This is a genomic window from Rhodoferax sp., from assembly GCF_028689295.1.
GTDB lineage: Bacteria > Pseudomonadota > Gammaproteobacteria > Burkholderiales > Burkholderiaceae_C > Rhodoferax.
Window position 1 is genome coordinate 76,253 of record NZ_JAQTWL010000005.1, and the last position, 26,500, is coordinate 102,752.

The 26,500-nt window shown below is 59.3% G+C and carries 28 protein-coding genes and 1 tRNA gene; 21 read left to right on the top strand and 8 right to left on the bottom strand.

Annotated features, from left to right (window positions below; all coding sequences use genetic code 11):
- Positions 1-129: 129 nt before the first annotated feature.
- Both PHF15_RS06425 and PHF15_RS06430 read left to right on the top strand, forming a co-directional pair.
- Positions 130-942, top strand: a complete 813-nt coding sequence (locus tag PHF15_RS06425; protein WP_300119867.1) for an ABC transporter ATP-binding protein — start codon at positions 130-132, stop codon at positions 940-942.
- 54 nt (positions 943-996) lie between these two features.
- Complete coding sequence (locus PHF15_RS06430; protein WP_300119868.1) at positions 997-2,253, top strand: AMP-binding protein; 1,257 nt, start codon at positions 997-999, stop codon at positions 2,251-2,253.
- 11 nt (positions 2,254-2,264) lie between these two features.
- Here the strand turns inward: PHF15_RS06430 and PHF15_RS06435 are convergent, their stop codons facing one another.
- Positions 2,265-2,600: a DUF1840 domain-containing protein gene (locus PHF15_RS06435; protein WP_300119869.1), complete on the bottom strand. Its 336-nt coding sequence runs from the start codon at positions 2,598-2,600 to the stop codon at positions 2,265-2,267.
- A gap of 37 nt (positions 2,601-2,637) precedes the next feature.
- Here PHF15_RS06435 and PHF15_RS06440 point away from each other — a divergent pair, with 37 nt between their 5' ends.
- Both PHF15_RS06440 and PHF15_RS06445 read left to right on the top strand, forming a co-directional pair.
- A complete protein-coding gene (locus PHF15_RS06440; protein ID WP_300119870.1) occupies positions 2,638-3,744 on the top strand; it encodes an aminopeptidase in 1,107 nt (368 codons plus the stop codon).
- Between the two features lie 6 nt (positions 3,745-3,750).
- Entirely contained in the window at positions 3,751-4,101 is a 351-nt protein-coding gene (locus PHF15_RS06445) for a polyhydroxyalkanoic acid system family protein (RefSeq protein ID WP_300119871.1), read from the top strand.
- Here the strand turns inward: PHF15_RS06445 and PHF15_RS06450 are convergent, their stop codons facing one another.
- On the bottom strand, positions 4,102-4,356 hold the full coding sequence (locus PHF15_RS06450) for an acyl-CoA-binding protein (protein ID WP_300119872.1): 255 nt from the start codon (positions 4,354-4,356) through the stop codon (positions 4,102-4,104).
- A 193-nt stretch (positions 4,357-4,549) separates the two neighbouring features.
- On the opposite strand from PHF15_RS06450, the gene PHF15_RS06455 reads away from it, so the two are divergent.
- On the top strand, positions 4,550-5,998 hold the full coding sequence (locus PHF15_RS06455; RefSeq protein WP_300119965.1) for a wax ester/triacylglycerol synthase family O-acyltransferase: 1,449 nt from the start codon (positions 4,550-4,552) through the stop codon (positions 5,996-5,998).
- 3 nt (positions 5,999-6,001) lie between these two features.
- Here the strand turns inward: PHF15_RS06455 and PHF15_RS06460 are convergent, their stop codons facing one another.
- The 4 genes from PHF15_RS06460 to PHF15_RS06475 are packed head-to-tail and all read right to left on the bottom strand — an operon-like array spanning position 6,002 to position 9,346.
- Entirely contained in the window at positions 6,002-6,775 is a 774-nt protein-coding gene (locus tag PHF15_RS06460; protein ID WP_300119873.1) for a hypothetical protein, read from the bottom strand.
- Between the two features lie 29 nt (positions 6,776-6,804).
- Entirely contained in the window at positions 6,805-7,467 is a 663-nt protein-coding gene (locus PHF15_RS06465; protein ID WP_300119874.1) for a TetR/AcrR family transcriptional regulator, read from the bottom strand.
- Positions 7,461-8,714, bottom strand: a complete 1,254-nt coding sequence (locus PHF15_RS06470; RefSeq protein WP_300119875.1) for a patatin-like phospholipase family protein — start codon at positions 8,712-8,714, stop codon at positions 7,461-7,463. Before PHF15_RS06470 ends, PHF15_RS06465 begins: the two co-directional genes overlap by 7 nt.
- Before the next feature lie 32 nt (positions 8,715-8,746).
- Positions 8,747-9,346 (bottom strand): phasin family protein, encoded by a 600-nt coding sequence (locus tag PHF15_RS06475; protein ID WP_300119876.1) that lies wholly within the window; start codon positions 9,344-9,346, stop codon positions 8,747-8,749.
- A gap of 189 nt (positions 9,347-9,535) precedes the next feature.
- Between PHF15_RS06475 and PHF15_RS06480 the strand changes: the two genes are divergently transcribed.
- From PHF15_RS06480 to argB, 13 genes are all read left to right on the top strand, one after another.
- On the top strand, positions 9,536-11,533 hold the full coding sequence (locus PHF15_RS06480; RefSeq protein ID WP_300119877.1) for an SDR family oxidoreductase: 1,998 nt from the start codon (positions 9,536-9,538) through the stop codon (positions 11,531-11,533).
- A 116-nt stretch (positions 11,534-11,649) separates the two neighbouring features.
- Positions 11,650-13,008: an oligosaccharide flippase family protein gene (locus tag PHF15_RS06485; protein WP_300119878.1), complete on the top strand. Its 1,359-nt coding sequence runs from the start codon at positions 11,650-11,652 to the stop codon at positions 13,006-13,008.
- A 15-nt stretch (positions 13,009-13,023) separates the two neighbouring features.
- Entirely contained in the window at positions 13,024-13,680 is a 657-nt protein-coding gene (locus PHF15_RS06490; protein ID WP_300119879.1) for a class I SAM-dependent methyltransferase, read from the top strand.
- A 49-nt stretch (positions 13,681-13,729) separates the two neighbouring features.
- Positions 13,730-14,746, top strand: coding sequence for an acyltransferase (locus PHF15_RS06495; protein WP_300119880.1), 1,017 nt, complete (start codon positions 13,730-13,732; stop codon positions 14,744-14,746).
- 11 nt (positions 14,747-14,757) lie between these two features.
- Positions 14,758-15,570 carry a glycosyltransferase family 2 protein gene (locus PHF15_RS06500; protein ID WP_300119881.1) on the top strand — a complete coding sequence of 271 codons (813 nt, stop codon included), beginning with the start codon at positions 14,758-14,760 and terminating at the stop codon, positions 15,568-15,570.
- Positions 15,567-16,379 carry a glycosyltransferase family 2 protein gene (locus PHF15_RS06505; protein ID WP_300119882.1) on the top strand — a complete coding sequence of 271 codons (813 nt, stop codon included), beginning with the start codon at positions 15,567-15,569 and terminating at the stop codon, positions 16,377-16,379. Before PHF15_RS06500 ends, PHF15_RS06505 begins: the two co-directional genes overlap by 4 nt.
- A complete protein-coding gene (locus tag PHF15_RS06510; protein WP_300119883.1) occupies positions 16,367-17,146 on the top strand; it encodes a glycosyltransferase in 780 nt (259 codons plus the stop codon). The genes PHF15_RS06505 and PHF15_RS06510 overlap by 13 nt, the downstream gene beginning before the upstream one ends.
- On the top strand, positions 17,143-18,078 hold the full coding sequence (locus PHF15_RS06515) for an SDR family oxidoreductase (protein ID WP_300119885.1): 936 nt from the start codon (positions 17,143-17,145) through the stop codon (positions 18,076-18,078). Before PHF15_RS06510 ends, PHF15_RS06515 begins: the two co-directional genes overlap by 4 nt.
- Before the next feature lie 2 nt (positions 18,079-18,080).
- Positions 18,081-18,983 (top strand): GDP-mannose 4,6-dehydratase, encoded by a 903-nt coding sequence (locus PHF15_RS06520; protein WP_366520583.1) that lies wholly within the window; start codon positions 18,081-18,083, stop codon positions 18,981-18,983.
- Positions 18,967-19,527 (top strand): sugar transferase, encoded by a 561-nt coding sequence (locus tag PHF15_RS06525; RefSeq protein ID WP_300119886.1) that lies wholly within the window; start codon positions 18,967-18,969, stop codon positions 19,525-19,527. The genes PHF15_RS06520 and PHF15_RS06525 overlap by 17 nt, the downstream gene beginning before the upstream one ends.
- Before the next feature lie 55 nt (positions 19,528-19,582).
- Complete coding sequence (locus PHF15_RS06530; RefSeq protein ID WP_300119887.1) at positions 19,583-19,891, top strand: H-NS histone family protein; 309 nt, start codon at positions 19,583-19,585, stop codon at positions 19,889-19,891.
- 62 nt (positions 19,892-19,953) lie between these two features.
- Complete coding sequence (locus PHF15_RS06535) at positions 19,954-21,816, top strand: nucleoside-diphosphate sugar epimerase/dehydratase (protein WP_300119889.1); 1,863 nt, start codon at positions 19,954-19,956, stop codon at positions 21,814-21,816.
- Positions 21,817-21,922: 106 nt separating this feature from the next.
- Positions 21,923-22,813 carry an acetylglutamate kinase gene (gene argB / locus PHF15_RS06540; RefSeq protein WP_300119891.1) on the top strand — a complete coding sequence of 297 codons (891 nt, stop codon included), beginning with the start codon at positions 21,923-21,925 and terminating at the stop codon, positions 22,811-22,813.
- 9 nt (positions 22,814-22,822) lie between these two features.
- Here the strand turns inward: argB and PHF15_RS06545 are convergent.
- Positions 22,823-22,898, bottom strand: a tRNA-Ala gene (locus PHF15_RS06545).
- Between the two features lie 45 nt (positions 22,899-22,943).
- On the opposite strand from PHF15_RS06545, the gene PHF15_RS06550 reads away from it, so the two are divergent.
- Positions 22,944-23,900 carry an MlaD family protein gene (locus tag PHF15_RS06550; protein ID WP_300119893.1) on the top strand — a complete coding sequence of 319 codons (957 nt, stop codon included), beginning with the start codon at positions 22,944-22,946 and terminating at the stop codon, positions 23,898-23,900.
- Between the two features lie 18 nt (positions 23,901-23,918).
- The gene (locus PHF15_RS06555; protein ID WP_300119895.1) at positions 23,919-24,608 is read left to right on the top strand and encodes an ABC-type transport auxiliary lipoprotein family protein; all 690 of its coding nucleotides are present in this window, start codon (positions 23,919-23,921) and stop codon (positions 24,606-24,608) included.
- Here the strand turns inward: PHF15_RS06555 and PHF15_RS06560 are convergent.
- Positions 24,605-25,726, bottom strand: coding sequence for an NADH:flavin oxidoreductase/NADH oxidase (locus tag PHF15_RS06560; protein ID WP_300119896.1), 1,122 nt, complete (start codon positions 25,724-25,726; stop codon positions 24,605-24,607). The genes PHF15_RS06555 and PHF15_RS06560 overlap by 4 nt on opposite strands.
- A gap of 312 nt (positions 25,727-26,038) precedes the next feature.
- Here PHF15_RS06560 and PHF15_RS06565 point away from each other — a divergent pair, with 312 nt between their 5' ends.
- Positions 26,039-26,467: an RNA-binding protein gene (locus tag PHF15_RS06565; RefSeq protein WP_300119897.1), complete on the top strand. Its 429-nt coding sequence runs from the start codon at positions 26,039-26,041 to the stop codon at positions 26,465-26,467.
- Positions 26,468-26,500 lie beyond the last annotated feature (33 nt).

Consider the following 26,500-nt stretch of genomic DNA (forward strand, 5'->3'; position numbering starts at 1 on the left):
GCGCTGAATGCTGGTACATGGTGTTGGCGACTCACCCGAGTCGCCAACTGAAAAAGTGGCTTTGCTGCTTTTTCAGTTGGCTTAGCTCCCGGCTCACCGGGACAAATCAAGTTACGTGGAAATATCACTATGAGTGAATCAAAAAACATCGTTCTCAACGTCAATGGCATCGAGGTCATCTACAACCACGTCATTCTGGTGCTCAAGGGTGTGTCCCTGAATGTGCCAGAGGGCAAGATCGTGGCTATTTTGGGTGGCAACGGCGCCGGCAAAACCACCACCTTGCGCGCCATCTCCAACCTGCTGCGCGGTGAGCGCGGTGAGGTCACCAAGGGCTCGATCGAGCTGCGTGGTGAGCGTATCGAGAACTTGTCTCCCGCCGACCTGGTGAACCGTGGCGTGGTGCAGGTGATGGAAGGCCGGCATTGCTTTGCCCACCTGACTATTGAAGAAAACCTGCTCGCCGGCAGCTACACCCGCAAGGACAAGGGCGAGATTGCTGCCAATCTGGACAAGGTCTATACCTATTTCCCGCGTTTGAAGACGCGTCGCACCAGCCAGGCCGCCTACACCTCGGGTGGCGAGCAGCAGATGTGCGCGATTGGTCGCGCCCTCATGACCAACCCCAGCATGGTGCTGCTCGATGAGCCGTCCATGGGGCTGGCGCCGCAGATTGTGCAAGAGGTGTTCGAGATCGTGAAAGACCTCAACGTGCGCGAAAAAGTCACCTTTTTGCTGGCCGAGCAAAACACCAACATGGCCCTCAAATACGCCGACTACGGCTACATCATGGAGTCGGGCCGTGTCGTGATGGATGGCATTGCCAGCGACCTGGCCAACAACGAAGACGTGAAAGAGTTTTACCTCGGTATGGGTGGCAGCGAGCGCAAGAGTTTCAAGGATGTCAAGAGCTACAAACGCCGCAAACGCTGGCTGGCTTAGAGCCTGGCGTCGAACGCCTGACGAGTTGACTACTGGTTTTTCAGGAATACAAACATGAGCGATTATTTTGATGCGTTGGAAACGCGCGAACCCGCGGTGCGCGAGGCTGGGCTGTTATCGGCTCTGCCGCTGCAAGTGGCGCACGCCAAACTTGCCACGCCGGCCTTCGCCGAGATTCTCAAAGACGTCAACCCGGCCGAGGTCACCAGCCGGGCGACCCTGGCCAGGTTGCCGGTCACTCGCAAGCATGAATTGCTGGAGTTGCAACTGCGCAGTCGTAGCCGGGGTGGTAGCGTGTTTGGCGGCTTTGGTGCCAGCGGTTTTGGTCCCGATTTGCCCCGCGTGTTTGCCAGCCCGGGCCCCATTTATGAGCCCGAAGGCACGGCCAGGGACTACTGGCGCATGGCGCGCGCCATCTTTGCAGCCGGCTTTCGCCGGGGCGACCTGATTCACAACAGCTTCAGCTACCACTTTGTGCCCGCCGGCTCGATGATGGAAACCGGCGCCCACGCGCTCGGCTGCACCGTGTTTCCGGGCGGCACCGGGCAGACCGAGCAGCAGGTGCAGGCTATGGCCGAACTGCAACCCGCCGGCTACATCGGCACTCCCAGTTTCCTGAAAATCATCGTCGAAAAAGCGGTCGAGATGGGCGTGGCGCTGCCTAGCCTGACCAAGGCCATGTTCGGTGGTGAAGCCTTTCCCCCGAGCTTGCGCGACTGGTTTGCCGCACATGGCATTGCCGGTTATCAGTGCTACGCCACGGCAGATTTGGGTTCGATTGCTTACGAGACCTCTGCGCGCGAAGGCCTGGTGATCGACGAAGGCGTGCTGCTGGAAATTGTTCGCCCCGGCACCGGCGACCCGGTGGCGCCGGGCGAAGTGGGCGAGGTGGTGGTGACCACGCTCAACCCCACTTATCCGCTGATCCGTTTTGGCACTGGCGACCTGTCGGCAGTGCTACCGGGTCAATGCCCGACCGGACGCACCAATGTTCGCATCAAGGGCTGGATGGGCCGGGCCGACCAGACCACCAAGATCCGCGGCATGTTTGTGCACCCTGGCCAGGTTGACGCCATCGCCAAGCGCTTTCCCGAGATCACCAGGGCCCGGCTGGTGGTAAGCGGAGCAATGGCCAATGACCAGATGACGCTCAAGGTGGAAAGCGCGTGCAGTGGGCCTGACAGCCTGATGCAAAAGGTGGCTGAAGCCATTCGCGACGTGACCAAGCTGCGTGGCCAGGTCGAAGTGGTTTTACCCGGCAGCCTGCCCAATGACGGCAAGGTGATCGAGGACGCGCGCAGCTACCAGTAGTCTCCTACCGGTCAAACCCCCCAGGTGATGGCCTCTTTGGCCTTGATGCACTGGGCAATCATGTCGATGAAGGGCAGCGTGCGCTGGCGAAGGCTGATGGCCTCGAAGCGGGGCGGCGGCAGGTTTTCGGCCAGGGCTTGGGCGATGGCCTCGTTTTGTTGTGTCTCTTCAAGCGCCACCGCTTGCTTGAGCGCAGCCATCGCTTGTGGCATTTGCTCGGGCAGCAAAATGCCCTTGTTGCTCGGCTCTGCGGCGCTGTGCTTGCCGATGATCTCCAGCACGCGCTGGCCGTTCGTTTGCAACATAATCACGTCCCCGGTGACTTTGGATTTGAATTTGTAGAGCATGCGTTTCCTTGCTGTGTCGAGTTGTCTGAAGGGTCTCATGTTAGTCCCATGCCTGATGCTGGTCTTGTCGCTCACCGGCTGCGCCGACACGCGTTATTACTGGCAGTCAGTCGCTGGCCATGTGCAACTGATGCTGGCCACCCGGCCGGTGGAAAATTGGCTGGCCGACCCCGCCGACCTGGCCGCCTTGCAACAGCGCCTGAAACGGGTCCGGTCCATGCGCCGCTTTGCCGTCACCGAGTTGCACCTTCCCGACAACGCCAGTTACCACCGCTATGCCGACCTGCAGCGCCGCCATGCGGTGTGGAACGTGGTGGCTGCGCCCGAGTTGTCGCTGACCCTGAAGACCTGGTGTTTCCCGGTGGCGGGCTGCGTTGGCTACCGGGGCTACTTTGCCGAGGCCGACGCGCAAGCCCAGGCGCAGGACTTGCGCGCGCAGGGGCTCGACGTCAGCGTCTATGGCGTACCCGCCTACTCCACGCTGGGCTGGATGAACTGGCTCGGCGGCGACCCGCTGCTCAATACCTTCATCTTCTACCCTGAAGGCGAGGTGGCGCGGCTGCTGTTTCATGAACTCTCGCACCAAGTGCTTTACGTGCCCGGCGACACGGTGTTCAACGAATCCTTTGCCACCGCAGTGGAGCGCCTGGGCGGCGCCCTCTGGCTGGCGCAACAAGCCAGCCCTGAGGCACGCCAGGCCTATGCCGACTTTGACGCGCGCCGCCAGCAGTTCAGGGCGCTTGCCCGCAACACGCGCGACTGGCTTGCGGAGATTTATCGGGAAGACAACCCGATGGCACCCGATCCGTCGGCGAAAAACGCCATGAAATCAAAGGCCATGCAGGATTTCAGGGCAGCCTACGCCGAACTCAAGGCGAATTGGGGCGGCTACAGCGGCTATGACGCCTGGGTCGCGCAAGCCAACAACGCCGCATTTGGCGCGCAGGCGGCTTACGATGCGTTGGTGCCGGGCTTCGAGGCGCTGTTCGAGCGGGAAGGTCGCCACTGGCCGGCGTTTTATGATGCGGTCAGGCGGCTGGCCAAGCTCTCAAAAGAAGAGCGGGCACGATACTTGAAACAATTGGCAGAAGAACAGCATGGACTGCCACGCTTTGCTTGCAATGACACTACCCTTTCACACTGAGGCAACATGGCTGAATTGAACATCGTTCGCGAACACGCGCTGGGATTGGCCAAGGCACGCAAGATCGCCTTTCAATGGGCCGAGCAGGCCGAGCAGGAATTTGCCATGCAGTGCAATTACGCCCAGGGCAAGCACACCGACGAAGTAGATTTCGTGCGCTCGGGCGTCAAGGGTTGCCTGACGGTGACCAAGACGCACTTTGAGCTGCGCGCCCAACTGGGTTTTTTGCTGGGCACTTTCAAGGGCACGATTGAGGCCGAGATTGTGAAAAACCTCGACGCCTTGCTGGCGGTGCCTGCGACGTCCAAAAAAGACAGCGCACCTGCCGCTAAAAAGAGGCATGCGCCCAGGGCTTGATCAGCTCAACGACTCGATCAGGTCGATGTATTGCTGCATGGCCTCCGTACTGGCGGTGCCCTTGATGGCGTTCCAGGCATCCCACTTGGCGCGGCCCACCATGTCGGTAAAACCCGGTTTTTTCTCGGTGTTGTCGCCTGCGCTGGCCTGCTTGTACAGCGCATAGAGCTTGAGCAGGGTCATGTTGTCGGGGCGCTCGCTCAGGTTTTTGGAGTTGGCCACGGCGGCTTCGAATTTGCTTTGCAGGTCGGACATGAGTGGATCCCGGTGAGTTGAAAAAGGAATGGTGAAAAAGCCAAACAGGAGACATCTTAATGGCCGTTTTGCTCGCAAAATAGAGAACCTTCCCGAAAGCATTGCCATGGTCACACGTCTGCATCGCCCCAGTTCCCGGCACGCCCCGAGCAACCCGCCAGTCAGTCCGCCGGCCGGCCCGGTGCATGAGCGCATGAGCAAGGTGGATACGGCCTGGTTGCGCATGGACAGCCCCAGCAATTTGATGATGATCCTGGGAGTGTGGATTCTCAGGCCGGCCGTGCGCTACGACGACGCTTGCCAGCGCATCGAAGAGCGCCTGCTGAAGTACCCGCGCTTTGGCCAAAAGGTGGTGCAAGATGCCACTGGTGCCAGTTGGGTCACCGACAGCCACTTCGACATCAAGCGCCACGTGCTGCGCGAAAAACTATCGCCCTCGGTCAGGTCCCATCCGCAACAGGCGCTGCAAGCCCGCCTGGCCGAACTCGCGCTCAAACCGCTGGACCCGCGCTACCCGTTGTGGGACTTCCGACTGGTCGAGCATTACCAGGGCGGCTCGGCGCTGCTGGTGCGCATTCACCACTGCATTGCCGACGGACTGGCGTTGATCGCCGTGATCCAGTCGCTGGTCGATGGCGGCACCGAGCCGCCGCAGCGCAAGCCCAAACCGGCGCAGGATTCGGCCTGGGAATCGGCTGAAGACTGGATGGCGCACACGCTGATCGAACCGCTGACGGGCGCCACGGTGCGGGCGCTGGAGGCTGCGGGTGAGGGTGCCGCGCAGGCTTTTGGCGCCATAGGGGATCCCAAAACCCTGCTCGACAAGCTGGTTGAAAAAGGACTCACCAAGGGCATGACAGGTTCTGCCGACATGGCCAAACTGGCTTACCAGATGCTGCGTGACGGTGCCGCGTTGGCGCTGATGGCAGACGACTCTTACACGCGGCTCAAAGGCACGCCGGGGCACGCCAAACGGGTGGCCTGGTGCCAGCCGATTCCACTCGATGAAGTGCGCGCGGTCAGCAAAGCGCTGCATTGTTCGATCAACGACGTGCTGCTGGCTAGCGTGGCCGGCGCCATGGGCGCCTACCTCAAGGCGCACGGCGACTCGGTGGCGGGCAAGGAAATTCGCGCCATGGTGCCGGTCAATTTGCGGCCCATGGCGCCAAGCTATGAGTTGGGCAATAAGTTCGGTCTGGCACCGGTGGTGCTGCCGATTGGCCTGGACAACCCGATCGAGCGGGTGTTCGAGGTGCGCCGGCGCATGAGCGCGCTCAAGGGCAGCCTGCAGCCGCTGCTGAGTTTTGCCCTGCTGGCGGTGGCGGGCATGGTGGTCAAACCGGCGCAGGACGCCATGCTCAATCTGTTTTCCAGAAAGACCACGGCGGTCATGACCAATGTGCCGGGGCCGCGTGAAAAGCTCAAGTTTTGCGGCTCCACTCTGGAGCAAGCGCTGTTCTGGGTGCCGCAGTCGGGCACCGTTGGCTTGGGTGTATCAATTTTGAGCTATGGCGGCGGCGTGCAGTTTGGCCTCATCAGCGACACCACGCTTTGCCCCGACCCGCAGGCCATCATCGACCAGTTCGAGCCCGAGTTCGCCAAACTGACCCTGCTGACACTGATGTTGCCCTGGGGGGAATAGGCGTCAGTCTTCCAGCTCGGCCTTGGCCAGCTCGACGTCCAGTCGTTCCATGGCGTCGATGGGGTTCGCGCGGGCGGCCAATTGGTACAAGCGAGTTGCCTCGCTGACCACGGCATCGCCTTCGAGCATCAGCATGGCGTGAGCGTATTCGACCATGCCAAAGGCGGACTCCATGTTGAACTTGAGCGCCTGCTGAAACAGCGTCAGCCCGGTGTTTTTGTGGGCGCCGTAGGCCATGGCGCCAATGAGTTCGCCCACCTTGTCGATCACTTCGGCGTGAAAGCTGCCCAGCGCAATATGGGCGTCGGGGTGCGTCGGTTTCTCGCGGATCACGTGCTCAAGGTCGTTCTTGACCTTGGTGCCCAGGCCTTGCGCCAGCGCCTTGGCCACGCTGATTCCCTGGCTGTAGCGCCCCAGCGCATAGGCGCGCAGGTAATAGGCGTTGATGTTGTCGGGTTGTTCGATGATCTGGGTCTCGGCGCGCTCGGCCACTTCGGAAAAAAGGGACTGCCGTGTCGCTTCCTGCTTCTCAAGGTAGGTGGCGTAAATGCAGACAGCCTTGTTGGCCACGTTCAGGCCGGCCAGCCCCATGTCCAGCCCCAGCGACATGGATTTGTAAAACTCGCCATTGTGGAAATGTGCCCAGGCCTGCAGCAACTGGGGGTCTTTGGGCAGGGGCTCCAGATCACCGGCGTGCAACCGGGTCCATTTCTTCTTGACGCTTTCGGCATCGAAGTTGTAGTCTCCCGCAAACGGGAATTTTGTCCATTTCGTCATTTTTGTCTCCTTTGCCATTCCCTGTCGTGCTACTTGACCTCCTTATTGTAGGCATCGGCCAGTTTCAGCAAGTGGCTGCGCTGGCCTGGCTCCAGATAGGGCGCCAGCAGGTTGAGCACATGCTGGGCGCCACGCAGCAGCGCGGTCTGTGCGTTTTGTTCTTCCAGTGCGTTGCGCGGGTCGCGCACGTATTCAAAACTGAGCCAGTAGGTCAGCACCACGACCATGCTGGTGGCGGTGGCATCGATCTCGCGCGAGTCGATTTGCAGCGCGCCGCCGCGGCGCATGCCGTCGAGCAGGGCCTTGATGGAGCGGGTCTTGTTTTTCAGGATCGACTGGAAGTGCATTTCCAGGCGCCGGTTCTTGCTCAGCAGATCGTTCAGATCGCGGTACAAAAAGCGGTATTTCCAGATCAGCTCGAACAGTGTGTGCATGAAAAACCAGGCATCCTCGACATTGCGCACATCGTCGCCCGCTCCCAGCAACTCGTTCAAGGGGCGCTCAAAACGATCAAACAGCGCGTTGATGAGCTCGTCTTTGGCGGGGTAGTGGTAGTACAGGTTGCCGGGGCTGATGTTGAGCTCGGCCGAGATCAGTGTGGTGGACACATTGGGCTCGCCAAAGCGATTGAACAGTGCCAGTGTGACTTCCAGAATGCGCTCGGCGGTGCGTCGGGGGGCTTTTTTTACCATGCCGACCGGCCTTGCGCGGGCTCGGCGGCTTGCACCACCTGGTTCAGGTTGTTCATGATGTTGTGCAGCCTGGTCAGGGCGTGGCTGATCCGCGTGGGCTCGCGCTGGGGCCGGCACAGGTGGCGGCTGGTGTCGTCAAGCACAGCGTGGTTGAGTTTGATACCGTGGTAGCCCAGTTTGGTGCTCAAGCCGGTCTGGCGCGAGCGCAGCAACTGGCGCGTTTGCTGGTAGGCATGCTCGGCCAGATGGCGGCGCTGGCTGTAGCTGAAGGTGTTGGCCAAATATAGTTCGGGGTCGCGGTGGTCGGGTTCGAACAATACGATGTCGGTATGGGGGTAGGCTTGCTCGTAACTTTTGAGCCCCAGCACGAGTCGCGAGTGGATAAGCGAGCGGAAGGTCTGGCTCAACACGGCGGGCAGGCCGCCGTCGGCAATGCGCGGAATCGGCTCGGGTGCGGCCCAGGGGGTGGCGGCATCGGTGACGCTCTGCCGCGCCGAGGCGTCGAATGGCACCAGCGGGTTGATGCACAGCATCAGGTCCACGCCTTCGTCCAGTGCAATCGAGGCGTGCATGGTTTTGATCAGGGCACCATCGACAAAATGCTGGCCGTCGATCTCGACCGGAGGAAACAACCCGGGCAGGGCGGCACTGGCCTGAACGGCCTTGGAGATGGGCACGTGGTCCCAGCCCGGGCGGCCGAAAGAGACGGCCTGGCTGCTGTCCAGATGTGTGGCCACCAGCGTCAGGCGGCTTTCGAGATGGCGGAAATCGTTGCTGCGACCAGGTTTTGCAAAGAGCTTCGCCAGTTCCACATGGATCTGGGCATTGGAGAACACCCCGGTGGGCAGACTCGGTCCCAGGTATTCCAGCGTGCGCATCAAGGACTTGCGCCCCAGCGTGCCTTTCCAGGTGCCTGCCATCAACAAACCCGGCAGCAGCATGCTGCGCGAGAAAAATTCCGTAAAAGCGGGACGCAGCAACCAAGCCGGGTCGAAGGCCTCTGCCTGACGTTTGCGGTCTTCGATGAACAGCGAGAACAACTGGTGCGGCGTGATGCCGTTGGCAAGCCCCGCTGCAATAAAACTGCCGGCCGATACGCCCACGTAATGCTGCAGCCGGTTGAAATCGATGCCCTCGAGCGACTCCTGCAGTGCGCACAGAGCGCCGATCTCAAAAATGGCACCGAGCGGACCGCCGCCGGCCATGGCCAAGGCGATCCTGGGTGCGTTGGGTTTTTGTCGCGTCATACTGTGCAGTGTAGGGCGCTTCAAGCCCCTGTTTATTCAGGGTTTACCTGAGCAGCCGGGGCTGCTTTTTTGGCTGCTGGCACCTTGCGCGGAGCCGTTTTTTTTGCAATCGGCTTGGCTGACACTTTGGCTGCTGGCTTGGCTCGGGCTGCCGTTTTGGCCGGGGTGAGCTTTTGCACGCTGGTGTTGAGCGCGTTGATGCGGGCAATCAGGGCGTCGATGTCTTTGGACGACGGCACGCCGAGCTTGTTGAGCGCCTTGGCCACGCGGTCTTCAAAAATGTTTTCCAGCTTGTCCCACTGACCCGAGGCCTTGCTCGTGATGTCGGTGGCCATGGTGGTCATCTTGTGAGTGGCCACGTTGATTTTTTCTTCGGCAGCCGACTGGGTTTTGCGCTGAAAGCTCACGCCTTCCTTGACCAGTGCTTCAAATGCCTTGGTGCCTTCCACCTGCGCCTTGGTGAATGCGCCCAGGCCGGCCTGCCAGATCTGCTGGGCCGAGTCCTTGACCGAACCCGACAAAATGGACGACTTGGCGGCCAATGACTTGGCGGACTTTTTGCCGGAAGATTTGGCGCTGGATTTGACTGGCGATTTTGCTGCCGGGCTGGCTTTTTTGAGCTTGGTAACCATGATGAACTCCTGCTGGGTTAAGGAAAAAATAGGTGCACCAGGATCATCGGTGCATGCCGGCGACTTTAAAGAGGATGAGCGCCAATGTGTAGGGGCAGCTTCCTAAAACGGGCGCACAGGGCCGGGTTTACGATAAAGTGCGACAAGCCCGATTCAGGCAAAAATGGCACCATTCTTTTGGAGACACCAATGCGTTATTTCGTCACGGGGGCAACCGGATTCATCGGCAAACGGCTGGTCAGGAAACTGCTGGAGCGCAAAGGCGCGGTGGTGTATTTCCTGATCCGCAAGGACAGCGAGGGCAAAGTCAAGGCGCTACGTGAGTTCTGCGCAACCAGCGCCGCGCGCCTTGTTCCCGTTTTTGGCGACCTGACCAGCAAAAAGCTGGGTCTTGCTGCAGCAGACGTCAAAATGCTCAAGGGGCAGATCGACCATTTCTACCATCTGGCGGCCATTTACGATCTGGGCGCCGACGAGGTCAGCCAGATCAAGGTCAACATCGACGGTACCCGCAACACCATCGAACTGGCCCGCGCCATCGACGTCGGGCACTTCCACCATGTGAGCTCGATCGCCGCTGCCGGCCTGTATGAAGGCGTGTTCCGCGAAGACATGTTCAACGAGGCCGAGAACTACGAGCACCCGTATTTCATGACCAAGCACGAAAGCGAAAAAATTGTCCGTACCGAGTGCCAGCTGCCCTGGTCGGTCTATCGTCCTGCCATGGTGGTGGGCGACAGCCGCACGGGTGAGATGGACAAGATCGACGGCCCGTACTACTTCTTCAAGCTGATCCAGCGTATGCGCCAGCTGCTGCCGCCGTGGCTGCCGTCGATCGGCTTGGAGGGTGGGCGCATCAACATCGTGCCGGTGGACTTTGTGGTGGCGGCGCTGGCCACCATCAGCCACCAGAAAAGCATCGACCAAAAGTGCTACCACCTGGTGGACCCGGTGGGCTACCGCGTCGGTGATGTGCTCGACATTTTCAGCAAGGCGGCGCACGCCCCAAAAATGAACCTGTTCATCAACGCGGCGCTGTTTGGCTTTGTGCCGCGCAACGTCACCAAGGCCCTCATGGCGCTGGCCCCGGTGCGCCGCGTGCGCGCGGCCATCATGAAAGACCTCGGGCTGCCTGAAGACATGCTGACCTTTGTCAACTACCCCACGCGCTTTGATTGCCGCGACACGCTGGTCGCGCTCAAGGGCACCGGTGTCGAATGCCCCAATCTGCACGATTACGCCTGGCGCCTGTGGGACTACTGGGAGCGCCACCTCGACCCCGACCTGCACATCGACCGCAGCCTGCGCGGCACCGTCGGGGGCAAGGTGGTGCTGATCACAGGCGGCTCGTCCGGCATCGGCCTGGCCGCTGCGCACAAGTTTGCCGAGGCCGGCGCCATCACGCTGATTTGCGGGCGCGACCAGCACAAGCTCGATGAGGCCTGTGCCGGAGCACGGGCGCGCGGCTACCAGTTCATCGCTTATGCGGTGGACATTTCCGAGGCCGCTGGTTGTGAGGCCTTTGTGCAGAAAGTGACGGCCGAACACGGTGGCGTTGATTTTCTGGTCAACAACGCGGGCCGCTCCATTCGCCGCGCCATCGAGTCGAGCTACGACCGTTTTCACGACTACGAGCGCACCATGCAGCTCAACTACTTTGGCAGTCTGCGCGTGACCACCGGTTTCTTGCCCGGCATGGTGGCCAGGCAAAAAGGCCATGTGGTCAATATCAGCAGTATTGGCGTGCTGACCAACGCGCCGCGCTTCAGCGCCTATGTGGCCAGCAAGGCGGCGCTGGACGCCTGGACGCGCTGCGCCTCAAGCGAGTTTGCCGACCAGGGCGTCACTTTCACCACCATCAACATGCCGCTGGTGCGCACGCCCATGATCGCGCCCACCAACCTGTACAACAACGTGCCCACGCTGACGCCAGAAGAGGCCGCCGACATGGTCGCCCAAGCCTGCATCTTCAAACCGGTGCGCATCGCCACCCGCCTGGGTATTACCGGCCAGATCTTGCATGCCGCCTTGCCGCGCGTGGCGCAAATCGCCATGAACACCAGCTTCAGGATGTTCCCCGACTCGACCGCAGCCAAGGGCGCAAAGCCGGGCGACAAACCGGTCAAACAGCAGTTGTCAGCCGAAGCGGTGGCGCTGCAGCAAATGATGCGGGGAATCCATTTTTGATCAAATCCCGCCGCAGCGATAATTCGCAATGAGGCGCTTGTTGGCGCCTTGTTGCGCTGATTTCGCGTTGTCTGATGTCTGTTTGTGTGACCGGCGGCCGGACGAAATGGATCCCAATGGCCAAGACTGCTCCCTCATCCCGTCAATTTGTCAATTCCGCTGTTTGGTCGCTCATGGGCACTGTGGTGCCAATGCTTGCTGCATTGGCCGCAGTACCTTGGCTGATGCACTACATGGGCCAAGAGCGGCTGGGTGTGTTGTCTCTGGTCTGGGTCGTGGTGGGGTATTTCAGCTTTCTCGACATGGGCTTGGGTCGGGCGGTGACCGTGGCGGTGGCCGCAGACCGGTCAGGGAGGCCACGCGCTTTGGCCGATGAAATTCATGTGGTGGGGTCTGCGTTGGTGCTGCTTCTGGCGGTCGGCTTGGCGATGACCGCAGTGTTGGGCAGTTGTATTGCGATATGGGGTGCTCCCTTCAAGCTGAGCTCCGCAGAACTGATCAATGAGGTGCGCTTGGCTCTTTTATGGACATTGCCAAGTCTGCCTTTGCTGCTTTTGTCCTCGGCGTTCAGGGGTCATCTGGAGGGTGTGGGGGCTTTCAGGGCACTGAACCAGCTGCGCATTCCCACCGGTATCTTGCTGGTAGCGATCCCCTGCCTGACTGCGTACTTTTCCCCCAGTCTGGTATGGGCCTGTCTCGGAATTTTTTTGGTGCGCTTGCTGCACCTGCTCGTTTTGTCGGCATTGACAGCGCATGAAATAGGTCACGCCATGGCCGCTATGCCCGCAGTTTTGCTACGGCACAGCACATGGCCCTGGTTACGTCGCCTGTTGTCCTTTGGTGGCTGGGTCACAGTGAGCAATGTGGTGGGGCCGGTGATTGTTTATGTGGACCGGTTTGTGATTGGCGCGACACTCGCGGCGAGCTCCGTGGCGGTCTATGCCGTGCCATTTGACATGGTGTCGCGCTTGCCTGTGCTGGTTGCTGCGCTGTGCAGTGTGCTGCTGCCCGAGTTGGCGCGTTTGTCCAGCCTGGCATCGGCGACAGACCCGAGTGCCTTGCGTCGATCCCATCAATTGGTTCGACGGTCAAGCATTTTCAGTGCTCTGGTCGTCGCCGTCCTGGTTGTGGTGGGGGCCTTGGCAGCGCCTTGGGCGTTGGCGCTGTGGCTCGGGGAGGACTTCGCCCAGCAAAGTGGCACACTTACGCAGGTATTGCTGGTGGCTTTTGGCGTCAATGCCGTGGCGCAGATTCCATTTACCGCTTTGCAGGCGGTTGGCAAGGTGCGGGCTGTTGCCCTCTTGCATTCGGCTGAGCTGGTTCCCTATGCCGTGCTGGTGTTTTTTGCGATTTCCTGGCTGGGGTTGGTCGGTGCGGCGTGGGCTTGGCTGTTGAGAAGCATCATAGACTACGGGGTTTTGGGCTGGATGTGGCACAAGCAAACCCTAAGCCCATCGATGGGCATTAAATTTTGAAATTGACCTTGGGACATGCAAACTTACTCCGATAAATCAGGCGACTACTTTGCGCATGCGCGCAAAGAGATAACGCCCTTGCTACCCAAGAATTGTGGACGTGTGCTTGAGATCGGCTGCGGCTCCGGGGCCACGCTGGGGTGGTTGCGGCGGGACCATCAGGCGCTACATACCATGGGCATTGAAATCGCCGATGCAGCTGCGGGCCAGGCACGCCTTCTTGCAGACGAAGTGTTTTGCCTCGATTTTGAACGGCATGATTTACCAGGTGTTGCGCAAAAGTTCGACCTCATTTTGTGTCTGGATGTGCTGGAACACATGGTCGACCCGTGGCGGGTTGTCGATCGCCTGGCAACGCACTATCTGGAAACCGGAGGGACCTTGATCGTCAGCTTGCCCAATGTGCGGCACTACAGTGTGGTGCTGCCCTTGCTCTTTGGCGGACGATGGGATTATGAAGATGCCGGCTTGCTGGATCGAACGCATTTGCGTTTTTTTACCAAGACGTCAGCCAGGGCGCTTTTGTCACATCCGCTGCTCGGCTCTGTGACCTGCACAGCGACCGGGTTTGACGGTTGGTCTGCAAAGGGTGCGCTGAACTTGATGACACTGGGACTTTTTCAGGAACTGGTCTCTTACCAGTATTTTTTGTCAACGTGCAAAGTGCGGTAAATGAGTCTCCACCGCTTGATGCTTGACGCGCGCCAGTTTCATTGTGTTCATGGCTGAGCCACAAAAAAATTCTTTTGATTTGTTGCGGCTGATTGCTGCTACCTTTGTGTTGTTCAGCCATGAATTTGCGATTCTTGGGACGGGCCAGCCAGAAGTATTCGCTTGGACGACGTTGGGCGGGTTCGGTGTTTCAATTTTTTTCTTTTTGAGCGGCTTTTTGGTGTGGACTAGCTGGGCGCAGGACCCAGACCTGAAGCGGTTCTTTATTCGGCGCTCATTGCGGATTTTTCCTGCATTGTGGGTTGCCGTGCTGCTCTGTCTTTTGATCCTGGGGTTGTTTCAGTCGAGTCTTTCGGTGGTTGACTATTTTGAATCAGCGACTACCTGGCGTTACCTTTTTGCAGGTGTTTTTGGCACACCAAATGAATTGCCTGGTGTTTTTGTCCAGAATCCCTTGCCATCCGTAGTCAATGGATCTTTGTGGACGTTACGGGTTGAATGCCTCTGCTATGTCTCCGTTGCCTTGCTGGGCAGCATTGGACTGGTGTCGAAAAATGGCTTGATGGCACTGAGCCTCGGCTTGGCTGTGCTGGCTGCCGCGTACGGATCGCTGCTGGTTGGCGTCCGTTTCATTCCGCATCTGGAGATGGTGTCGCTGTTTTGGTGGGGGGTGATGTATGGCTATGTTCGGGCGCAACCAGCAGCGCAATCCAATCGTTGGGCCGTTGCGATTGTTGTCGCATTGCTGGCCTTTCTTTTGCTTGGCACGCGCGGTGTCGAGCGCACCGGCATTTTGGTTTTGGTTGCAGCGTTGGTCATGGCTGCACAGCATGCGCCCTGGGGTGCCAGGTTGACCGATCGCCTGGGTGACTTGTCTTACGGCATGTATATTTTTGCTTTTCCTGTTCAGCAGACGGTGGTGGCATTGGGGCGCAGCCGCGGTTGGACTTTCTTGACGCACGTGACCCTGTCGCTTTTGATCACGAGCGTGCTTGCCTATGTGTCGTGGCATGCGCTTGAAAAACGCGCCCTGCGTTTCAAACCAAAAAGCAGGTCCTTGGCATGAAGCAGGTTGCAGTGGTGGTGTTGAACTGGAACGGCTGGCGCGACACGCTGGCGTGTATTGCGTCCCTGCAAAAACTGAACTATCCGGATTTTGACTTGATCGTGGTGGACAACGGTTCCACGGACGACTCGCAAGCTAATATCGAGACTGCTTTCCAGAACATCAAAGTCATTCAAACGGGCGCCAACCTGGGCTTCGGCGGAGGTTGTAACGCGGGCATCCGATACGCGCTTGAACAGGGTGCCGATTACGTTTGGCTGATCAACAACGATGCAACAGTGGATCAGAGTGCGCTCACTGAACTGGTACGCCTGGCAGATTCGCAGCCGTCGGCGGGTGCGGTGGGGTCGGTGTTGTATGAGGCAGACAGGCCAGCGCAGGTTCAAATGTGGGGCGGCGGCAAAGTGAATCTTTGGGCTGGGCTCTCGCGCCATCAGGTGTCGCCTGCTCAGCTCGATTTTGTATCCGGCGCCTCCCTTCTGCTTCGACGGGAAGCGTTGTTGCAGTCGGGTTTGTTTGATGATCAAACTTATTTCATGTATTGGGAAGATTCAGATTTGGGATTCAGGTTGCGGCAGGCCGGCTGGCAACTGGCGGTTGCAGAAAAATCTCGTGTCTGGCACAAACTCTCAGGCAGTCTGGGCAAGGGAAGCCGTCAATTGGACGTCTATTTCACACGGTCGGGCGTTCGGTTTTTACGACGTTATTCGCCCGCGCCTTTGCTGTCCGTGCTCATGATGGTTGGGCGCATGGTTCTCAAACGTGTGTTGATGGCTGAATTCGGTCGTGCCAGGTCGGTTCTCAGTGGGTATTTCAGCGCATGAACGATATGGCAGCAGTCTCCGTTGTGGTTCCCTGCTATCGGTGCGCCCGTACTCTTGAGCGTGCCATTGCCTCGGTTGCCGCTCAAACACAGCGTCCTGAAGAGGTGATCCTGGTTGACGATGCCAGCGGTGATGAAACCCGTGAAATCATGAAGAAGCTCAGCCGACAATTTGAATCAGGTTGGATCAAGCTGGTTTTTTTGGATGAAAACGTGGGCGCCGGCAGTGCCCGCAATGCGGGATGGTCGATAGCCAGTCAGCCGTACGTGGCCTTTTTAGACGCCGATGACGCCTGGCATTTTCGCAAAATTGAGATCCAGTATGGTTATATGCGTGCCTTGCCGGATGTGGTCTTGTGCGGACATGGTTTCCGCTTGCTCAAGCAGGGTGTGCTGCCCTACTGGAGCGTTGGCCTGGGTCATGCACGAGAGGTCAGCAAGTGGGCCATGCTGGTGTCCAATCAGTTTGTAACGCCATCAGTGATGATCAAACGTGAGGTCCACCACCGTTTTATCGAGCGGCAACGCTATATGGAAGACCACATGCTTTGGTTGCGCGTGGTCTGTGCAGGTGATCGTGTCGTCAAACTACCGGTGGCTTTGGCCGCGATTTACAAAGACCCGTTTGGCGTGACTGGTTTAAGTTCCCGCGTGTGGCTGATGGAGCGCAGCGATTTGGGTAACTATCGTCGTTTGTATCGGGCTGGTCATGTCAATGCGCCGCAGTTGGGTGTACTGGTGGCGTACTCGTTGTTGAAGTACCTACGCCGTTTGGTGATCTACGCAGGCTACTTGCGATGGAAAAAATAGACCGTCCACCGCAGGCGCTTGTGTCGATCTCTGTCGTTAGTCACCGACAAATGGCTTTGATTTGCGGATTAATGCAAGATATCCAGGAAAATTGTGCAAACTTGAACCTTGAACTGATCCTGACACTTAATCTGGATGAGGCGCTTACCTTCTTCGACGCAGATTACTCTTATCCAGTCAAAGTCATCAGAAATTTGACGCCAAGAGGCTTCGGAGCCAACCACAATCAGGCTTTCAAACAGGCTTCAGGCCAGTTTTTTTGTGTCATCAATCCTGACATTCGTTTTGACTCAGATCCTTTTCCGATGCTTGTGTCCCGTTTGAGAGACCCGGCTGTCGGTGTTGTGGCGCCGCTGGTCGTGGGGACTTCCGGTGAGCTTGAAGACAGTGTGCGGTGCTTTCCCACGCCGCGGATTATTCTTGCCAAAGTATTTGGACATCAAGAAAAGGCAGTTGATTCATTGACCACACAGAATGCTGAGCCAGACTGGGTGGGGGGAATGTTCATGCTGTTTTCAAGTCAGGTCTTTGAGCGGTTGCACGGTTTCGATGAACGCTATTTCCTGTATTACGAAGATGTGGATTTGTGTGCCAGATTGCGCCTGGAAGGTTACCGGGTGGTGGTGTGTCCGCAAACGCGGGTGATTCACCACGCCCAGCGCAGCAGCCACCGGAGTTTGAAGTTTTTGCGCTGGCATATTGCCAGCATGTTGCGTTTCTTCTTGTCACCTGTGTACCGGCAACTCAATCAGCGGCGACGGCCATGACGATATTGGTCACCGGTGCCAGCGGTTGGGTGGGTTCGCGCCTTTGCCAACGCCTGATGCGCGATGGGGCAAAGGTTCGCGCGTCGGCGCGAACGGCCGATTCAACGCCCGGTTTGCCCCAGTCGGTCGCCGTTGAACAGATTGACGCTACCACCGATTGGCATCATGCCCTGCACGGGGCCCGCGTTGTAGTTCACTTGGCCGCCCGCGTACACGTCATGCATGACACGGCGTCTGATCCACTGGCTGCTTTTCGCGCCGTCAATGTTGACGGCACGCTGAATCTGGCGCGTCAGGCCTCAGTTGCAGGGGTCGAGCGGTTCGTGTTCATCAGTTCGGTGAAGGTCAACGGTGAAGGCACGCAGGCCGGGCAAGTGTTCAGCGAAACCGATGCACCCAATCCGCAAGACGCCTATGCATTAAGCAAGTACGAGGCTGAGCAGGGTTTGCGCCAGATTGCGTCTGATACGGGTATGGACGTAGTGATCATCCGCCCGCCGCTGGTCTATGGCCCCGGTGTCAAGGCCAACTTTGCGACTTTGATGCGCGCGGTGAAGAAAGGCTGGCCTTTGCCATTGGGCGCGGTGCACAACCAGCGCAGTCTGGTGGCGCTGGACAATCTGGTCGATTTCATCGTCACCTGCATCACCCACCCGCAAGCGGCCAACCAGATTTTTTTGGTGAGCGATGGGCAAGACCTTTCAACAACTGCACTGGTGCGCGGCATGGCAAGGGCGACCGGTGTGCCTGAGCGCTTGCTGCCAGTGCCGATGTGGGCTTTGCAGGCGGCGGGAGCTCTGCTGGGCAAGGGCGATGCGATGCAACGGCTGTGTGGTAATTTGCAGGTGAATATTTCGAAAGCGCGGGAATTGTTGGGCTGGGTGCCTCCGGTGTCGGTGGAAGAGGGTTTGACAAGAGCGATGAGGGGATAAGCATGATTTTTGTTTTAGGCGTTGTCGGCCATATTGATTCCCACACGGTGGTCGAACTCCTCAGCGCAGGGTATGAGGTTACCGTGTTCGACAACTTTTGCAATAGCCAGCCCGAGGTCCTCAGACGGGTGGCGAACATCGCGTGCAGACGAGCAACTGCGGTGCAGGGCGAGTCGGTTCAAAACCCGCTGACCAATTACGACAGCAATGTCGTTGGCACGGTGCGGCTGCTGCAGGCCATGAACGACTGCGGTATCAAAACCAAGGTGTTTGGTTCTGCTGCGGCGGTTTATGGCGAGCCGCAGCGCCCGCCACTGATCGAAGACTATCCGCTCTCGGCGAACAACCCGCACGGCCAGACCAAGCTGCGCATTGAAGACGTGTTGCGCGACCTGTACCACAGCGACCCAGCCTGGTGCATCAGCATCCTGCGCTACTTCAACCTGGTGGGGGCGCATGCCGGCGGCCGGATCGGTGAAGACCCGCTGGGCACACCCAACAACCTGTTGCCGTTTGTGGGGCCGGTGGCGGTGGGGAGGCGCGAGTTTCTGGATGTGTGGGGCAATGACTACGCCATCCCTGACGATACTGGCGTGCGCGACACATTCATGTGGCTGACCTGGCGCTGGAGCTCCTCAAGGCGCTCCAGCGCCCGGCATGCCACGCCGAGTGCCGTGCGATCAGTCTGGGGACAGGGGTGGGCCATGGCTTGCTCGACATGGTTCTGGCTTTTGAGCAGGCCAGCGAAAAACAGATTCCTTACCAGGAGGCGCCACGACGACCTGCCCCGGCATTGCTGGTCCGGCGCGCCGGGCGCGACCTGGCAAACATGTGCCCCGATGCCTGGTGCTGGCAAAACAGCAACCCGAATGGGTATGCGCAGGAAATATGAAAAGACTTTTTGATTTGATGCTGGCAGCCTTGGCTGGCTGTTTTTTGCTGGTGCCGGTGTTGGTGCTTGCGGCGTTGGTGCGCTTGACATCCAGAGGGCCAGCGCTGTATTGGTCTGAGCGGGTAGGGCGCAACAACACCATTTTCAAAATGCCCAAGTTCCGCAGCATGCAAATTGGCACCCCTGCGATGGCGACGCATTTGCTGAGGAACCCGGATACCTACCTGACGCCCATCGGCAGTTTCTTGCGTAAATCAAGCCTCGACGAATTGCCGCAGTTGTGGAGCATTTTGAAGGGCGACATGAGTTTTGTCGGGCCGCGCCCTGCCTTGTTTAACCAACACGATCTGATTGAATTGCGTACCAGGGCCGGTGTTCACAAGTTGCTGCCGGGTTTGACGGGTTGGGCGCAAATTAATGGCCGTGATGAGCTACCAATACCTCAAAAAGTGGCTTTTGATGTAGAGTATCTGCACAGGAAAACCTTTTGGTTGGATATAAAAATTATTCTGTTCACTGCACTGAAGGTAATAAGAAGGGATAATGTGACCCATTAAAAGAGTCACGACAACGTGCCGACAGGTGTTTAAACCCTTATATTTATTTAATACCATGACCAACTTGATCGATATTCAAAACCAGATTGCCATCCTGCAAAAACAGGCCGAAGAAATCAAGGCGCAAGAGTTCAACAAGACCGTACAGGAAATCAAGGCCAAGATGGCGGCCTTTGGGATCACAGTGGCAGACCTCGACGGTGGCAAAGCCCGCCCGCGCAAGGCGGCTGGAAAGTCCGGTGGCACGGCACCGGTCAAATACCGTGGCCCCAATGGAGAAACCTGGAGCGGCCGGGGTTTGATGCCGCGCTGGCTGGCGGCCTTGGTGACGCAGGGGCAAAGCAAGGAATCGTTTGCCGTTTAAGTTATCAGATAATAAATCGTCAAAGCGCCGTCAAAGGCGCTTTGACGTTTAAGGGAGTTATTTTGCAAAGTCGGGTTTTGTATTGGCCGCGCACTGTCAAGCAATTGGTGGTGCTGTCACTTGATATTGTTTTGGCCTTGCTTGCCACTTGGTTGGCGTTCACTTTGCGACTTGATACACCCCATTGGCCAAGCGATGCGCAATGGTGGGCGTATGTGCTGGCGCCAGTCATCTCGATTCCCATCTTCATCCGTTTTGGCCTGTATCGGGCCATATTTCGCTATACCGGCCAGGCTGCACTGCAGGCCACTGGCATCGCGGTTTTTTTGTATGGCTGCGTCCTGACGGTGATTCTGCTGTGGATGCAATGGCCTATGGTGCCGCGCAGTCTTGGGGTGTTGCAGCCACTCATTTTCTTGTTTTTGGTGGGGGCCAGCCGTGCTGTTGCGAGATTCTGGCTGGCTGACTTGAGCCATTCCCGGGTCAAGATTGCAAGCCGATTGCTCATTTATGGTGCAGGTACCGCTGGTGTACAAACCGCGGCTGCGCTGCGCCTGTCGCAGCAGTATGCATTGCTCGGCTTTGTTGATGACGATGTATCCAAGGTGGGGCGCAGTGTCAACGGCGTGCCTGTCTTTGCGCCCAACGAGGTACCGCAGGTGGTCGAGCGCCAGGGCATCACCGACATCTTGCTGGCCATGCCCAGTGCCACGCGTGAGCGGCGCAATGCCATTCTGGAAAGCCTGCGGCCCTTGCCCGTTCATATCCGTACCTTGCCGGGTTTGGCCGACCTGGCCAGCGGCCGGGTCACGGTGCAGGATTTTCATGAGCTTGACGTGGAAGACCTGCTGGGTCGCGCCCCGGTGTCGCCCGATGCCTCCCTGCTGGCGCGCGACTTGGCGGCCCAGGTGGTGCTGGTGACGGGGGCCGGTGGCAGCATTGGCGGCGAGCTGACGCGCCAGATTGTGCTGCAGCGGCCGCGCCAGCTGCTGTTGCTGGATCACAATGAATTTGGCCTGTACAGCATTCACCAGGAACTGCAGGGCATTTGCGCCATGCAAAAGTTGGACGTTGAACTGGTTCCGCTGCTGGGCAGCGTGACCAACCCGGACCGTCTGGCCGATATTTGCGGGGCCTATCGCCCGGTCACCGTCTATCACGCTGCGGCCTATAAGCATGTGCCCATGGTCGAGTGCAACCCCGGCGAAGGCATTTTGAACAACGTGTTCGGTACGCTCAACATGGCGCGCGCGGCCATGGCCAGTGGCGCCAGACGGTTTGTGCTCATTTCCACTGACAAAGCGGTCCGCCCCACCAACGTGATGGGGGCCAGCAAGCGTATGTCAGAGCTGGTGTTACAGGCATTGGCTCCTGGCTGTGCCACCTGTTTTACCATGGTGCGCTTTGGCAATGTGCTCGATTCCAGCGGCAGCGTGGTGCCGCTGTTTCGCCGCCAGCTGAGCGAGGGCGGCCCGCTGACCGTGACGCACGCCGAGGTCACCCGCTATTTCATGACCATTCCCGAAGCCGCGCAACTGGTGCTGCAGGCTGGCGCCATGGCGGGCGGTGGCGACGTGTTCGTGCTCGACATGGGTCAGCCCGTCAAAATCATGGACCTGGCGCAGCGCATGGTGCAGCTCAGTGGCCGACAAGTGCGCGACGCCGCTCATCCAGACGGTGACATCGAGATTGCCATCACCGGCCTGCGCCCGGGCGAAAAGCTGTACGAAGAACTGCTGATTGGCGACAACCCCGAGCCCACCGCGCATGCCCGTATCATGAGAGCGCATGAGGCCAGTTTAAGCTGGGATGCGCTGCAGCCGCATCTGCAGGCTTTGCGTTTGGGTGCTGAGAAGGCAGACATTGTTGCCATCAAGTCGGTGCTGCAAACCTGCGTGCACGGGTATGGGGAAGCCCCGCACTAAAGTCCTGGATTGCCACGTCGCTGAGCTCTTTGCAATGCCGCATCCGCAACCTGCTGCACAATTTGTCAGTATTTCACTGTCTTCCCCATTGAACACCGAGCCCACCATGACCGACGTTTCACACATTCCCCCGCGCGACAAAGCCGAAATCCTGGCGCAGGCGCTGCCCTACATCCGCAAGTTCCACGGCAAGACCATCGTCATCAAATACGGTGGCAACGCCATGACCGACCCCGCCCTGCAGGCAGACTTTGCCGAAGACGTGGTGCTGCTCAAGCTGGTGGGCATCAACCCCGTGGTGGTGCATGGCGGCGGCCCGCAGATCGAGGCTGCCCTGAAGCGTCTGGGCAAAAAGGGCGAATTCATCCAGGGCATGCGCGTCACCGACGCAGAAACCATGGAAATTGTCGAGTGGGTGCTGGCCGGCGAAGTGCAACAGGACATCGTGGGGCTGATCAACCACGCCGGTGGCAAGGCGGTGGGCCTGACCGGGCGCGACGGCGGCCTGATCCGGGCCCAAAAGCTCAAGATGGTCGATGCCGTCGATGCCACCAAAGAGCACGACGTGGGCCAGGTGGGCGACATCGTCGGCATCGACCCCAGCGTGGTCAAGGCGCTGCAGGACGACGCCTTCATCCCGGTCATCAGCCCGATCGGCTTTGGTGAAAACAACGAGAGTTACAACATCAACGCCGACGTGGTGGCAGCCAAGCTGGCCACCGTGCTCAAGGCCGAAAAACTGATGATGCTGACCAACATCAGCGGCGTGCTTAACAAGGCGGGTGAGCTGCTGACCGACCTGACTGCGCACCAGATCGACGAGCTCTTTGCCGATGGCACCCTGAGCGGTGGCATGCTGCCCAAGATTGCCGGGGCGCTCGATGCGGCCAAAAGCGGGGTCAATGCAGTGCACATCATCGACGGCCGGGTGCCGCATGTGCTGCTGCTGGAAATTTTGACCGATCAGGCGTTTGGCACCATGATCCGCTCGCATTGACGGCTTGACTGGTGGAGACAGGCGGGATCGAACCGCCGACCTATTGATTGCGAACCAATCGCTCTCCCAACTGAGCTATGCCCCCCAAGTTACCGCATTTTAAAAAGAATTCTGGGGTTTAATCCAGTTTATGGAAAACAAATCACATGCGCTGGCCGCCGGCCTGTTTGTCTTGTTTGTCGCCGCACTGCTGGTCACTTTGGCGGTTTGGCTGACGCGTGACACGCGGCAATTGCGCAGTTATGAGCTTTCCGGGGAGGTCAATCTGAGCGGCTTGCAGCCTCAGGCCAGTGTGCGTTATCAGGGCGTGCCTGTGGGCAAGGTGACCGCGATCAGCCTGGACCCGCAGACCCGCGGAAAGGTGCTGGTACGCATTGCGGTGGATGACCTGGCACCGATCAGCGCCAGCACCTACGCCACGCTTGGTTACCAGGGGGTCACCGGGTTGGCCTTTATCCAACTTGACGACGAATCGATCCAAGGTGCAGGGGCTCCCCAGGGGCGCCTGAGCGACAACAGCCGCATTCCGCTCAAACCGGGGCTGATGAGCAGGCTGACCGACCGGGGCGAGCGCATTTTGGGGCAACTCGATCAGGCTAGCCAGCGCCTCGACGAATTGCTGTCAAGCCAAAACCAGCAAACCCTGATGAGCACCGTGGGCCATCTGGGTAAAGCTGCCCAGGAAATTGAACAGCTGAGCGCACAAGCCCGCACTTTGCTGCCAGAAATGGCCAGTGGCGCGCGCGACAGTCTGGCGACTCTGAAGGCGACGTCGTTGCGGGTCGGCGAAAGCGCGGACGCGGCACGCACGTCGGCGCAAGCATTTCAACGGGTGACCGAGCGGATGTTTGCACCGGGCGGCACGCTGGATCAACTGGGGCAGGCCACCGAGGTATGGGTGGTCACCAATCAAACCCTGCAAGGCGTCACCCTACCGCACTTGAACAGTGCCGCGCAGGATCTGGCGCGCAGCACACGCCAGATCGGTGAACTGGCACAAACCCTTCGCGACACCCCGCAAGCCATGCTGCTGGGAGCGCCGGCGCCAGCACCCGGCCCGGGCGAGTCAGGATTTTCTGCTCCCTGATACCTGGATTGGAACGTCATGAAAAATACTGCTGTGCACACGACCCAAAGTCTGCTGTTTGTGTTGACGCTGTTACTGGCGGGCTGTGCCTCGCAGCGGCCGGCAGAAACGCACAAGGTGTACGACTTTGGCCCCACACAGTTGCAAGTCCCGGCGGCTGCATCGCCTGCCCGCATGGCCCCGCTGGTGCTGTTTGACGCTCAAGCCTCGTCGTCACTGGCGGGCAATGCCGTGCTGTACCGCCTGGCCTATGCCGACGCGCAGCAACTCATGCCTTATGCCCTTGCGCGCTGGAGTATGCCGCCGGCGCAATTGATCAGCCAGCGCCTGCGCCAACACCTCGGGCTTCAGCGCGCTGTAGTGGCGCCGGGCGAATTGCTGCCAGCCAGTGCGCCGCGCTTTGCATCGTCTGCCGCCGTGCCAGTATCAGCGCCCTCGCCAAGCCTGGCTGCGCCGCTGCTGAACCTGCGTCTGGTGCTGGAAGAATTCAGCCAAGTCTTTGACTCGCCCGCTGACAGCCGCGGTTTGCTGCGCGTTCGCGCCACGCTGACGCAGCGCGCCTCCGGCAGCGAAATCCTGCTGGCGCAGCGTAGTTTTGTCCTGCAGCAGCCGGCGCCGTCACCTGATGCGGTGGGCGCCGTGCGCGCCCTGACGGCAGCGAGCGACCAGTTGGCCGTGCAGATGACGGCTTGGCTGGCGTCACTTTAACGCTGCGCGACCGTCACCTTGCCAAAGGCTGCCTGCGCCTCGCGCGGCAGGCAGCGCCAGTACTGCGGGCTGGCCTGCACCGCGCCACCCAGCGCGGCTGCCGCCTGCCAACCCCAGCGCGGCTGGTACAAAAAAGCTCGCGCGAGCGCAATCAGGTCGGCGTCGCCCGCCTGCAAAATCGCCTCGGCTTGCTGCGCTTGCGTGATCAGGCCGACCGAGGTGGTGACCATGCAGGTGGCGGCGCGGATGGCGCTGGCAAAAGGCACTTGGTAACCGGCACCCAGTGGAATGTGCTGCATCGGCGAAACACCACCGGAAGAGACGTGGACAAAGTTGCATCCGGCGGCCTTCAGGCGTTGCGAAAATTCAAAGCTTTGTGGTAAATCCCAGCCGCCATCAACCCAATCGGTGGCTGACAGGCGCATGCCAAGCACGCCGTCAAAAGCCTTGCGCACGGCGGCAAAGACTTCCAGCGGAAAGCGCATGCGGTTTTCCAGGCTGCCGCCATAGGCATCGCCGCGCTGGTTGGCCAGTGGCGACAAGAACTGGTGCAGCAAATAGCCGTGGGCGCAGTGTAGTTCCACGGCCTCAATGCCCAGGCGCGCGGCGCGCTTTGCGGCGGCCACAAAAGCGTCACGAATCCTGATCAGTTCTGCGGCAGAAAGGGCCGTGGGCGCCACCTCGGTCGGCAAATGCGGCAGGGCGGAAGGGCCAAAGGTTTCCCAGCCGCCCTGTGCCGGTGCCAGCAGCTGGCCACCTTGCCATGGCACGGCGCTGGACGCCTTGCGTCCGGCATGTGACAGCTGGATGCACACCGCCGTGCCCGGCGCCAGGGCGCGGGCGCGCTTCAGGCGGCCAACCAAAGCCGCTTCGGTGCGATCGTTCCATAGCCCCAGGCAGTTGGGAGTGATGCGGCCTTCGGGCAGCACGGCGGTGGCCTCGATGGTGAACAGCGCGGCGCCGCTGTTGAGCAGGTTGCCCCAGTGCATCAGGTGCCAGTCGGTGGCGCAACCATTGTGCGCCGAGTACTGGCACATGGGCGCCACCACCAGGCGGTTGGGTAATGTCAGGTCGCCACGCGGCGAGGGCAGGGTCAGGGGTGAAAACAGCAGGCTCATGAACAATCCTCCAAAAAAATCAGATCATGAGCTTTGACTTTACGCCATTGACTGGCTGGCTGTGAATTGGAAATTGCCGGCAAGAAGCCCATTCCTCGGCACAATTCATGACAATTCGCATTTGTTTGTGGGGTTAGTAAAAAAATAAATGGAAAAACGAAAACTTGACGTATCATGCAGCCCGTATTGTTTTTTAAAACAGTACATGGTTTGCGGTGAATGTCAGTCTCGCGTCTGCGCTAAGTCTTTATTGGTTTGTTGATTGCGGTTATGGACTCCATCGCGTTTTGAGTTATTTTGAGGAGTCCTTACATGGGCAACAAACTTTACGTCGGCAATCTGCCTTATTCTTTCCGTGATGATGATCTGCAACAAGCTTTTGCAGCCCACGGTACCGTCACCAGCGCCAAAGTCATGATGGAACGTGACACCGGTCGCTCCAAAGGCTTCGGCTTTGTTGAAATGGCCGATGATGCGCAAGCACAAACCGCTATTGAAGCCATGAATGGCCAACAATTCGGTGGCCGCGGTCTCGTGGTTAACGAAGCCCGTCCCATGGAACCGCGTCCTCCCCGTTCGGGTGGCGGCGGCTTCGGTGGTGGCGGCGGTGGCGGTGGCTACGGTGGTGGCGCTGGCGGCGGCCGCTCAGGTGGCGGCGGCTACGGCGGCGGTGCTGGCGGTGGCGGTAGCCGCTCCGGTGGCGGCGGCGGTGGTTACGGCGGTGGCCGTAGCAGCTACTAAGCTGATACAAACAAAAAGGGTCCTTCGGGGCCC

Coding starts and splice junctions, on each gene's coding strand:
- PHF15_RS06425 (WP_300119867.1), top strand. CDS start 130: ATGAGTGAATCAAAAAACATCGTTCTCAACGTCAATGGCATCGAGGTC.
- PHF15_RS06430 (WP_300119868.1), top strand. CDS start 997: ATGAGCGATTATTTTGATGCGTTGGAAACGCGCGAACCCGCGGTGCGC.
- PHF15_RS06435 (WP_300119869.1), bottom strand. CDS start 2,600: ATGCTCTACAAATTCAAATCCAAAGTCACCGGGGACGTGATTATGTTG.
- PHF15_RS06440 (WP_300119870.1), top strand. CDS start 2,638: ATGTTAGTCCCATGCCTGATGCTGGTCTTGTCGCTCACCGGCTGCGCC.
- PHF15_RS06445 (WP_300119871.1), top strand. CDS start 3,751: ATGGCTGAATTGAACATCGTTCGCGAACACGCGCTGGGATTGGCCAAG.
- PHF15_RS06450 (WP_300119872.1), bottom strand. CDS start 4,356: ATGTCCGACCTGCAAAGCAAATTCGAAGCCGCCGTGGCCAACTCCAAA.
- PHF15_RS06455 (WP_300119965.1), top strand. CDS start 4,550: ATGAGCAAGGTGGATACGGCCTGGTTGCGCATGGACAGCCCCAGCAAT.
- PHF15_RS06460 (WP_300119873.1), bottom strand. CDS start 6,775: ATGACGAAATGGACAAAATTCCCGTTTGCGGGAGACTACAACTTCGAT.
- PHF15_RS06465 (WP_300119874.1), bottom strand. CDS start 7,467: ATGGTAAAAAAAGCCCCCCGACGCACCGCCGAGCGCATTCTGGAAGTC.
- PHF15_RS06470 (WP_300119875.1), bottom strand. CDS start 8,714: ATGACGCGACAAAAACCCAACGCACCCAGGATCGCCTTGGCCATGGCC.
- PHF15_RS06475 (WP_300119876.1), bottom strand. CDS start 9,346: ATGGTTACCAAGCTCAAAAAAGCCAGCCCGGCAGCAAAATCGCCAGTC.
- PHF15_RS06480 (WP_300119877.1), top strand. CDS start 9,536: ATGCGTTATTTCGTCACGGGGGCAACCGGATTCATCGGCAAACGGCTG.
- PHF15_RS06485 (WP_300119878.1), top strand. CDS start 11,650: ATGGCCAAGACTGCTCCCTCATCCCGTCAATTTGTCAATTCCGCTGTT.
- PHF15_RS06490 (WP_300119879.1), top strand. CDS start 13,024: ATGCAAACTTACTCCGATAAATCAGGCGACTACTTTGCGCATGCGCGC.
- PHF15_RS06495 (WP_300119880.1), top strand. CDS start 13,730: ATGGCTGAGCCACAAAAAAATTCTTTTGATTTGTTGCGGCTGATTGCT.
- PHF15_RS06505 (WP_300119882.1), top strand. CDS start 15,567: ATGAACGATATGGCAGCAGTCTCCGTTGTGGTTCCCTGCTATCGGTGC.
- PHF15_RS06510 (WP_300119883.1), top strand. CDS start 16,367: ATGGAAAAAATAGACCGTCCACCGCAGGCGCTTGTGTCGATCTCTGTC.
- PHF15_RS06515 (WP_300119885.1), top strand. CDS start 17,143: ATGACGATATTGGTCACCGGTGCCAGCGGTTGGGTGGGTTCGCGCCTT.
- PHF15_RS06520 (WP_366520583.1), top strand. CDS start 18,081: ATGATTTTTGTTTTAGGCGTTGTCGGCCATATTGATTCCCACACGGTG.
- PHF15_RS06525 (WP_300119886.1), top strand. CDS start 18,967: ATGAAAAGACTTTTTGATTTGATGCTGGCAGCCTTGGCTGGCTGTTTT.
- PHF15_RS06530 (WP_300119887.1), top strand. CDS start 19,583: ATGACCAACTTGATCGATATTCAAAACCAGATTGCCATCCTGCAAAAA.
- argB (WP_300119891.1), top strand. CDS start 21,923: ATGACCGACGTTTCACACATTCCCCCGCGCGACAAAGCCGAAATCCTG.
- PHF15_RS06550 (WP_300119893.1), top strand. CDS start 22,944: ATGGAAAACAAATCACATGCGCTGGCCGCCGGCCTGTTTGTCTTGTTT.
- PHF15_RS06555 (WP_300119895.1), top strand. CDS start 23,919: ATGAAAAATACTGCTGTGCACACGACCCAAAGTCTGCTGTTTGTGTTG.
- PHF15_RS06560 (WP_300119896.1), bottom strand. CDS start 25,726: ATGAGCCTGCTGTTTTCACCCCTGACCCTGCCCTCGCCGCGTGGCGAC.
- PHF15_RS06565 (WP_300119897.1), top strand. CDS start 26,039: ATGGGCAACAAACTTTACGTCGGCAATCTGCCTTATTCTTTCCGTGAT.